General features: G+C 54.1%; 1 protein-coding gene. It reads right to left on the bottom strand.

Annotated elements, in window-relative coordinates; all coding sequences use genetic code 11:
* The coding region (locus L9G74_RS21655) for a hypothetical protein (protein WP_238898921.1) at window positions 1-246 on the bottom strand (246 nt) is incomplete at both ends.

Below are 246 nucleotides of genomic sequence, written 5' to 3' on the forward strand. Positions count from 1 at the left end.
AAGCCAGTGACGGTTGGTGCAACAAAACCAGTGACACTTGGGTCTGCGAAGCTAAAGCCAGTGATGTCATCACTGCCCGCAGTGAAGCTGAGATTGCCCGTCACACCAGTGTTGAGTGCATCATCATCCAAGTCGAGGGATAGAGCACCGCCTTGTGCAGGGTTAAATCTTGGATCTCCGCCATCGGTGATAGTGAAGCTGGCGTCATCAGTGGCTACGTCACCGTCGGTATCAGTGATGGTGGCC

It is taken from the genome of Shewanella electrica (assembly GCF_022321485.1).
Taxonomy (GTDB): domain Bacteria; phylum Pseudomonadota; class Gammaproteobacteria; order Enterobacterales; family Shewanellaceae; genus Shewanella; species Shewanella electrica.